Annotated in this window: 8 protein-coding genes; 3 read left to right on the top strand and 5 right to left on the bottom strand. The window is 61.0% G+C overall.

Features of this window, described 5'->3' with window-relative positions; genetic code table 11:
- Positions 1 to 416 (top strand): hypothetical protein (locus LOL23_RS17455; RefSeq protein WP_237173989.1); only part of this gene is annotated, 416 nt, incomplete at its 5' end.
- A 231-nt stretch (positions 417 to 647) separates the two neighbouring features.
- Here LOL23_RS17455 and serA read toward each other — a convergent pair.
- Complete coding sequence (gene serA, locus LOL23_RS17450; RefSeq protein ID WP_160979298.1) at positions 648 to 1,850, bottom strand: phosphoglycerate dehydrogenase; 1,203 nt, start codon at positions 1,848 to 1,850, stop codon at positions 648 to 650.
- Between the two features lie 140 nt (positions 1,851 to 1,990).
- On the opposite strand from serA, the gene LOL23_RS17445 reads away from it, so the two are divergent.
- Positions 1,991 to 3,205 carry a PrpF domain-containing protein gene (locus tag LOL23_RS17445; protein ID WP_237173988.1) on the top strand — a complete coding sequence of 405 codons (1,215 nt, stop codon included), beginning with the start codon at positions 1,991 to 1,993 and terminating at the stop codon, positions 3,203 to 3,205.
- A gap of 17 nt (positions 3,206 to 3,222) precedes the next feature.
- On the opposite strand, the gene LOL23_RS17440 is transcribed toward LOL23_RS17445, so the two are convergent.
- A complete protein-coding gene (locus LOL23_RS17440) occupies positions 3,223 to 3,459 on the bottom strand; it encodes a hypothetical protein (RefSeq protein WP_160979296.1) in 237 nt (78 codons plus the stop codon).
- Positions 3,460 to 3,770: 311 nt separating this feature from the next.
- On the opposite strand from LOL23_RS17440, the gene LOL23_RS17435 reads away from it, so the two are divergent.
- Positions 3,771 to 4,454, top strand: coding sequence for a PAS domain S-box protein (locus tag LOL23_RS17435; RefSeq protein WP_160979294.1), 684 nt, complete (start codon positions 3,771 to 3,773; stop codon positions 4,452 to 4,454).
- A 122-nt stretch (positions 4,455 to 4,576) separates the two neighbouring features.
- Here LOL23_RS17435 and LOL23_RS17430 read toward each other — a convergent pair whose 3' ends face one another.
- From LOL23_RS17430 to sauS, 3 genes are all read right to left on the bottom strand, one after another.
- A complete protein-coding gene (locus LOL23_RS17430; RefSeq protein WP_160979292.1) occupies positions 4,577 to 5,302 on the bottom strand; it encodes a ferredoxin--NADP reductase in 726 nt (241 codons plus the stop codon).
- 300 nt (positions 5,303 to 5,602) lie between these two features.
- Positions 5,603 to 7,153, bottom strand: coding sequence for an AMP-binding protein (locus tag LOL23_RS17425; protein ID WP_160979290.1), 1,551 nt, complete (start codon positions 7,151 to 7,153; stop codon positions 5,603 to 5,605).
- Entirely contained in the window at positions 7,150 to 8,607 is a 1,458-nt protein-coding gene (gene sauS, locus LOL23_RS17420) for an acylating sulfoacetaldehyde dehydrogenase (protein WP_237173987.1), read from the bottom strand. Before sauS ends, LOL23_RS17425 begins: the two co-directional genes overlap by 4 nt.
- Positions 8,608 to 8,619 lie beyond the last annotated feature (12 nt).

The raw sequence follows: 8,619 nt of genomic DNA, 5'->3' as shown, positions 1-8,619 counted from the left end.
CAGGGCAAGCGCAACAACGGCGAAGCGGAGACAGCAGACAAAGAGAAGATCGATCAAGCCCCGGCAGGACAGAGAAAACCGGGAAGCGAGACGGACAAAGAGAAAAGCGAAGGACAAAGGAAGGGAAAAAAGGGAAGAAAGGGAAAAAAGGGAAGAAAGGGAAGAAAGGGAAGAAAGGGAAGAAAGGGAAGAAAGGGAAGAAAGGGAAGAAAGGGAAGAAAGGAAAGAAAGGGAAGAAAGGGAAGAAAGGAAAGAAAGGGAAGAAAGGGAAGAAAGGAAAGAAAGGGAAGAAAGGAAAGAAAGGAAGAAAGAAAGAAAGAAAGAAGGAAGGAAGGAAGGCACACAAAGTGCGCAGATACCCCCAGGCCAGCCCACCTCGTCAGGCGCTGGCGCCGCGCGCGGGACGGGGCGGTTAGCGCAGGTGCCGCGCAGGCGCCCTGGGACGAGGAGGCAAGCACGGCACTGCTTGAGGGCGGCGCCTTCGAGCGTCCGGGGGACGCTCGATCGCCCGAGTTTGCCGTGCGCCTCGGCGCTGGGCGCCTGCGCGGGAAGCCCGAAGGGCCACCGCAGCGGGCCCCGACCCGCATGCGGCGCCAGCGCCGGGTTAAGCACCCAAATCAAGGCAAGCCCGAACGCCCACCCACTACTTAACCTGCCAGATCGCAGCGTATGGTGATAGGGTGCGCGCGCAGCACGGACATTACCTTGTCGTCCACCACACCCTCCACATCCGAAATCACATACCCGACCTGCCCCCGCGTCTGCAGCTGCTGGCTCACGATATTGAGCCCCTGCTCGGCCATCAGGTTGCTAAGCGTGCCCATCGCGCCCGGCAGATTACGGTGAACATGGAGAATGCGGGCCGAGCCCAGCGGCTCCTGGTAGGATATCTCGGGAAAATTGACCGCGCCCTTCGTGGTGCCGCTGCGAATATAGCGCACCAGCTTTTCGGCAACCTCGCGGCCAATGTTCTCTTGCGACTCCTGCGTGCTGCCGCCAATATGGGGCGTGAGAATCACATTACGCATACCAATCAGCGGGCTCGCCAGCGGTTCATTGCGGCTCTTGGGCTCCACCGGGAAGACATCAATGGCCGCGCCTGAAATATGGCCGCTCTTGAGCGCCCCATGCAGAGCATCGATATCGACCACTGTGCCGCGCGACGCATTGATGAGGATAGCGCCCTTCTTCATGTGCCGCAGCGTCTTGGCATTGATGATGTTTTCGGTGGATTTTCCGCCGGGCACATGCAGCGTAACAACATCCGCCTGGCTGAGCAGCTTGTCCAGCGACGTGGTGGCACGAGCGTTACCCAGGGGCAGTTTGGCTTCAACGTCGTGAAAAATAACCCGCATGCCTGCCGCCTCGGCCAGCGTACCGACCTGCGAACCAATATTGCCGTAGCCGATGATGCCCAGCGTCTTGCCGCGCGCCTCGTAAGCGCCGTCGGCCGTCTTGTCCCAGAAGCCATTATGGACGCGGTCGCTCTTTTCGGGGATTCGGCGCAGCAACAAAATGGCCTCGCCCAGCACCATCTCGGCCACCGAGCGTGTATTGGAAAAGGGTGCGTTGAATATCGGGACGCCTCGCAACATTGCCGTATCGAGATCAACCTGATTGGTGCCTATGCAAAAACACCCCACCACTCGTACATCGGATGCCTCGGCAAGAATATCGGCGTCGAGGTGCGTGCGGGAACGGATGCCTAGCACGGCGGCACCTCGTACGGCGGCCCGCAACTCATCGGGTGGCAGCGCCGATGCATGCATCACGATATCGTCAAAACCGGCGGCCTCGAATACTTCTTTGGCACTGGGGTGAATATTCTCGAAAAGGACAATGCGCGTCATTAGCAATCCAGCAATCAACAGTAAACATTTATTGTGGACTATTTTAGGACTAAATGCCGGTGAGGCCATGGTCTTTTCAGGGATAAGCGCAGCGCTAAAATCAAACCCAGATACCTCTGGCCAGCCGATTCGAGATGCCTATGCATATGCCTTCCCTACCCGCGCTGCCCGGCTTTCGGCCCCGAATAAGGGCCGGGATAGCCGAGTTCCCCGTTCATCATATGCGGGGCGGCACCTCAACCGGCCTGGTGCTATGGACGCCATTTGTTCCCGCCGATACAGCGCTGCGCGAAGAGTTATTGCGGCATCTCATGGGTGTGCCCCAAACGGGCCAGTACAAGGGAAACCGGCAAATTACCGGGCTCGGACGCGGGCCCGCCACCAGCAACAAAGTTTTTCTGGCGGATATCGAGCACGTGCCCGACGGCCCGCAACTTGTCAGCACGCTGGCCCAGTTGACAAGCGATCACGCCGATATCGACTGGCGCGTGAACTGCGGCAACATGTCGGCCGCACTCCCACTCTGGGCGATCGATGCGGGCCTCGCACAGGGCGGCGAGTTGAAGATCCGCAACACCAACACCGGCATTGTGACCACGGCGCGCATGAAGCGGCAGGCCGATGGGCACTACGAAATGGCAGAAATACCTGGCGTAGACGGCGCCTACCCGGCTGTTGATTTGTTTTTGCACCGGCCGGTCGGCGCCAAGACAGGCAAGCTGTTACCCACAGGACGCGCGCAAGACGACATTGCGGGCCATCGCGTATCGTGCGTGGACGTCGCGGTGCCCATGGTGATTGTGGACGCGGCTGGCTTCGGCAAAACCGGCCACGAAACCATGGCCGAGCTCGACGCCGACGCAAGCTTCATGCAAGCACTGCGTGAAGTGTGGGTGGAGGCGGGACTACGCATGGGCCTGGCCAATGCGGCTGGCACGCCCATGAGCGCTGAGGAACTGCGCCATAGCGAAACCGTCCCCAAGGTCTGTATTGTTGGCGCCCCCCGCGCAGGCGGCCATATTGCCGTGCGCTATTTCACGCCGCAGAGCGGGCACGCGTCACTGGCGGTTTCGGGCGGCTGCTGTCTGGCGGCAGCCACGCTTGTCCCCGGAACCGTCGCCAACCAGCTTGCGCAAGGGCTTGGCGCGCTGGGCACGCGCGACACCGACATCAATGTCGCCATTGAGAATCCCGCCGGCATCCTGGAGGCTACCGTCTGTGCACGCATGGACGGTAATGCGCCGCTCATCCACGGCGCAGCTTATCGCCGCAGCGCGCAAATTCTTCTACGCGGACACGTCCCTTTGTACCGCGCCTCCGCAGACCTCATGCGCGCGCTGGCACGGTTGGCGTGACAACGCATGCCGTGGACTCACTGGCTGTTTTCGGCGGCGAGGCGACCGGCATGGAAACCGGCGTCATAACAGGCGTCGGCGTAGGCTTCGAGTTGGCGTCGTGTCCAGAGCTGGGCGTATTTGTCGTTGATGACGGGGGTCGGACGCGCAGGGAGATTGCGGGTAACCACACTCGTTTCGAGCGGGGTATCGGACAATATGAGGGCGGACGCGGCGGGGCTATCCGGCATTGGTTCGAAAAGTTGGACTTGCATCATAGACCCTGGATTGAAGTGTCAGTGGTGGTTGTCGCATGGACGCTGTCTACTTGTGTGGTTATGCATAGGAGGATCAGGCGCGATAACTGACATGCGGGTGCAACCGCGCGCGGGCGTTGTATCACCACTGCAGTAAGATCGCGTTGCGTTGCGCTTACGTACCAGTACGGTTCGTGTACATTTAAAGATTATAGATATTCAGTTACAATCCGACCTGAGCAAATCTGAGCGGAATGGCCAAGGTTCGCGGGCAAATTATTGCGCTGCGTCGCGTTGCCCCTCAATTGCCTATTGTCTCCCCGATAACCATGCCAGAATCCCCCGCTTCCAACCTGATGGATTTACTGCTCGATGCGGTGTGCGTCGTCACCGAAGAGGGTGTTTTTCTTTCAGTCACCGGTGCGTGCGAGCGGATTTTCGGCTATACGCCGCAAGAGTTGTTAGGCCGACAAATGCTGGAACTGGTATACGAGCCGGATCGGGCCCGCACGCTGGGCGCGGTAGCCCGGCTGATGAACGGCCATCTTCAGTACGACTTCGAAAACCGCTATGTACGCAAAGATGGCAGTATCGTCCATATCATGTGGTCTGCCCGCTGGTACAAAGACAAGAAGATACGTGTCGCGGTTGCACGTGACATCACTGACCGCAAAATAAAGCAGATCGAGGTCGCGCAAACCAATGCGGCATCACCCTGGCATTTGTCGGGTTCACCGCCATGCTTGGTGCCACCAAACGCCACGCCTATTCCGCTGTCGCGGCAAGACTACACCGTGTTGGCGGCACTGGCCAGCGGTGGCGACGCAGTGAGCCGCAAGGCAATTGTGCAGGCGCTGGGAAAAGATTACCTGGATTATGACCAGCGCCGCCTGGATACGCAGATGCGGCGCCTGCGGCGCAAGGTGGAACAGGCCAGCGGGCTGCGCCTGCCTATTGCGACGCTGCGCGGCATAGGGTACCGGTTTTACGAACCGATAGAACTCCGGCCCTAGCAGAGCCGGCGGGGCGTTCCGGCTAGAAACGTGTACGGTCCGCAGCCAGAGAAGGCATCATCTGCCACGCGGTGGGTGTGCTGCAACCTCAGGTGTGCGGCCGACGACCAAAGGATGCCCGTTCAATAGCCGAAAAACTCTTCGCTGCGGATATCGCCGTCGTCCACCCCGCTCTCTTCCAGCATCTCGCGCATACCCTCGACCATCGCTGGAGGGCCGGCCAGGTAATAAAGCGGCGCGGCGGGCAGGCCATTGGCGGCATCCTGTATCAGCGCCAGGTCGATGTGGCCGGTGCGGCCGGTCCATCGGGCGCTGGAGGCGGCAGGCTGCGTCATGGTGGCGATCAGACGCATCGCGCCGTTCAACTCCGCCTCATATGCCTGGAGTTCTGAAAGAAACGCGGCATCTTCGGGACGGCGGTTGGCATACAGCAGTATGACGGGACGGGAGGAAGCGACGTGCGCGGCATGGCGCAGCATGCTGACGAATGGCGTAATGCCGATGCCGCCGGCCAGCATGACAACAGGCCGTTGACCGTCTTTGGGCAGGGTCAGCGAGCCGGACGGCCCTTCGACGGACACGATGGCACCAGGTGTCAACGCGCCGAGCGCAGTCTTGAAAGTTGAATCGCGCATTCTAGTGGCGATAGCAATGCTGTCTTCGTGAGGGGCGCTGATCAATGAAAACGTATGGCGCTCGCCCGTACCCGGCCCGCCCTCGCCAGTAAGAATAATATCGATGGCCTGACCGGGCTTGAAATGAAAGCCAGCAGGCTTTTCGAAGGCGAATGCTGCGGTGCGGTCGGCGACGTCCTGCCGCGACAGCAGCTTTACGATATGGGCACTCATTGTGGCTCCCGAAATGAAGGCACTGCGTCAGTGTCGTGCGGCTGGCCTTGGAGCATAACGAGTTATGAGGTGGACGCGCGACAGACCCAGCCCGGTGGATTCAAAGGTTCATGCACAATTGGATTATCCCGCCGGCATGGACGTTCCCGGGAACGATAACGCCTGCACGACGCGCGCTGCCGCAAAGCCGCGGCATCCGTGAGGGAAATCAACGCGGTTCGATTCAGAGTTGGCGGGGAGGCGCCTGTTTCGTCAATCCGCCTCCATCGCCAGCTCGTGCTAACTCCGCCCCCAGTACGTTCACGCAACGCTGGTGCTGCGCCAGAGATCGCCCAGCTTGAGGCGTTGTATTTTTCCCGAAGCGCCCTTTGGCAGGTCCTCCACGATCAGGATTTCTCGCGGTGATTTGTACCGCCCCAGGTGGGTATGGCAATGCTGGATAAGATCTGCCGGCGCCGCACGGATGCCCGGCTTGAGCGTGACAGCGGCGTAGATTTCCTGGCCGTAATCAGCGTCGGGCAAGCCTACAGCAGCCGCTTCCAGAACGGCATCGTGGCTCAGCAAGACTTCGTCGATTTCACGCGGGGCGATGTTTTCGCCGCCCTTGATGATCAGTTCTTTGATGCGTCCGGTGATAACGAAGTAGCCATCCTGGTCCCGATAGCCCAAATCGCCGGTACGCAGCCACCCTTGCTCATCGAAGGCCTTGGCGGTTTCTTCGGGATTGTCGAAATAGCCTTGCATGACATTGGTGCCGCGCAGCCGCACCTCACCGATGTCCCCGGGCTGGGCATCATCGCCGTCCGGCCCGGCGATGCGCGCCTCAACCCCACACGGGATGCCGGGCGAACCATAGCGCCGCCGAGCGCTGTCCTGCGGGTTGCAGAATACGATAGAGGCGGTCTCCGTCATGCCCATGGCTTCGATGATAGGGACGCCGAAACGCTGTTCAAATGCCTGATGGTGCTCCACCGGCAGTGGAGCCGAGGCTGAACGGCCGAAGCGGACACTGGGATGCTGTTCGCCGGCCGGATCGACCTCGGCATTGAGCAGATAGGCGATGATGGTGGGCACCATATTGAGCCAGGTGCACTGGTATTCATCCACCAACTGCCACCAGCGGCTGGCACTGAAGCGACGCGGTGCCACGATACTGCCACCGGTGACGAACGGCGTCACGGTGGCGATGATTTGACCGTTGATGTGGTACAGCGGCAGCGCCGACAATACACGATCGGCCGAGGTAAGCCCGTGCCACTGCCCAACGGAACGCGCCGCGTGCAGGATATTGGCATGGCTGAGCGGAACGCCTTTGGGCATGCCTGTCGTACCGGAGGTATACATCAAGAGCGCGATATCATCGGGACCAGGGCCAGGATCGGCCGCATCGCGCGTGGGATGGCCGCCCGAATGGAACTCGTCGGCGTCGGGATCAACCATCACCACCTTGGGCGCATTGCCATCGCCCTTTGCGACAGACAGAGCCTTGGTCACCGTGTCCATCAGTTCGGTGCAGGTGAACAGGATCCGCGCGCCGCTGTGGCGCAGGCAATGGACAAGCTGCGGTGTCGTGGCGAGCAGATTCAACGGTGTAATGGTGAACCCGTTTGCCATCGCCGCCAGGAAGATGATTCCCGCTTGCATGCCGTTGGGCAGAAACATGGCGATCCGGTCGCCCTTGCTCAGTCCGATGTCCGCAGCCCATGCGCCAAAGCGCCCCGCCTCCGTGGCCAGACGGCCATAGCTAAGCTGAGCCTGGGTTTCGGGCGCAATCAACAAGGCGGCATCGGGCCGTGTGCGAGCGTGCTCGGCCAGCACGGCGTGGATGGTGTGTGGCAGTGCGCTGCTCATTGTCCGTACCTCTCGAAGAAGCCGCCGAAGATCTGCATTTCTGTGGGCACATTAGCCGGAATTGGAAACGCCACGCGTGTGGTGTTCAGGTACTGCCGGTAGTCCATGTTGGAGGAAAAATTGTTTCCGCCCCATGTGCCGCAACCCATGGACAGGGAGAACGGCAGGCCGTTCTCGAAACTGCCGCCCGTGCCCACGGTATGAGGTTGATTGACGATGACGCGCGCAACCGGCAGGGCCTGCGCCAGTTGGCGCGCGGCGTGGTCGGCACGAACAGGCTCCATATGCAGGCTGACTGAATGCCCTGCCCCTTGGTAGGCGTAGATGGAACGCACAATGTCCATCGCATGATCGAGATCACGGCAACGATAGAGCGTGAGAACGGGCGACAGTTTTTCGCCCGAAAAGGGGTACGCGGCGCCAAAGCCATCCTCTTCTACGACCAGGGCTCTGGCTGTATCCAGCCCGGGCCGCCGCAGGCCGGCGGACGCGGCAATGAAAGATGCGGATTTGCCGGTGACGGCGCCCGATAACTTACCGTCAGGCCACATGACTGCCTGGAGCGCCTGCTTTTCCTCACCCGTCAGCAGCGGGCCGCCTAGTTCGGCGAAAGCATCTATAAAGCGCTGCGCGATGGCCTCGTGCACGATGACGCTGTTTTCCGACGAACAACTGGTCGCATTGTCGAAGGTCTTGGATGTCATGATGCGCTGGGCCGCAGCCGGGATGTCGGCGGTTTCGTCAACGATGCTGGCTACGTTCCCCGCCCCTACGCCGAACGCAGGCGTACCGCTCAGGTAGGCGGCACGCACATTGGCTTGGCTGCCTGTAGCCACCACAAGATCGGCCTGCATCATCAAGGCATGCGTCAGCGCTTTGGACACCGGCGTGGGCAGCATTTGCACCAGCGCCTCGGCCAGTTTGCGCTCCAGGCCGACGCGCTCGAGTTCGTCATGGATATAGCCGAGCAACGCCGCGCACGTACCCGCTCCCTTGGGCGAGGGCGCCACGATGACAGCATTGCGGCATTTGAGCGCATTGATGATCTTGTTTGCCGGCGTGGCGCCGGGGTTGGTGGACGGCGTGATTGCAGCCACCACGCCCACAGGCCGCGCAAACTCAATCAGGCCCCGCTCGGGGAACTCAGCCACGACCCCCACAGTTCGGGCGGCCTGCAGATCGCGCAGCAGGCCTAGTGTCTTGCGGTGATTTTTAAGAATTTTGTCGTCGACATTGCCCAGGCCGGTGTCGCGCACCGCCATTTCGGCCAGCGCGCGGTTTCGCGCTGGTTCCATAATGGCCCAGCCGCAGGCCAGGGCAAGGTCGTCGGCCTGGGCCTGGGTGAAGTTGGCGATCGCTTGCTGCGCCCGCCGCGCCCGCGCGACCAGGTCGGCCACCTGTGCCATGGATTCGTCGTCTGTGCGCAGCGGAAGGTCCAGCGTCGTTGCTGCCATAAGGTGCTCCTC

Source organism: Paracandidimonas lactea (assembly GCF_021653995.1).
Classification (GTDB): Bacteria; Pseudomonadota; Gammaproteobacteria; order Burkholderiales; family Burkholderiaceae_B; genus Allopusillimonas; species Allopusillimonas lactea.
The sequence above is the reverse complement of the archived record's forward strand: the minus strand, read 5'-3'. Positions and strand labels throughout refer to the sequence as shown.

What these genes read in the sequence shown, in the direction of transcription:
- serA (WP_160979298.1), bottom strand. Translation starts at nt 1,850, where the DNA reads ATGACGCGCATTGTCCTTTTCGAGAATATTCACCCCAGTGCCAAAGAA.
- LOL23_RS17445 (WP_237173988.1), top strand. Translation starts at nt 1,991, where the DNA reads ATGCATATGCCTTCCCTACCCGCGCTGCCCGGCTTTCGGCCCCGAATA.
- LOL23_RS17440 (WP_160979296.1), bottom strand. Translation starts at nt 3,459, where the DNA reads ATGCAAGTCCAACTTTTCGAACCAATGCCGGATAGCCCCGCCGCGTCC.
- LOL23_RS17435 (WP_160979294.1), top strand. Translation starts at nt 3,771, where the DNA reads ATGCCAGAATCCCCCGCTTCCAACCTGATGGATTTACTGCTCGATGCG.
- LOL23_RS17430 (WP_160979292.1), bottom strand. Translation starts at nt 5,302, where the DNA reads ATGAGTGCCCATATCGTAAAGCTGCTGTCGCGGCAGGACGTCGCCGAC.
- LOL23_RS17425 (WP_160979290.1), bottom strand. Translation starts at nt 7,153, where the DNA reads ATGAGCAGCGCACTGCCACACACCATCCACGCCGTGCTGGCCGAGCAC.
- sauS (WP_237173987.1), bottom strand. Translation starts at nt 8,607, where the DNA reads ATGGCAGCAACGACGCTGGACCTTCCGCTGCGCACAGACGACGAATCC.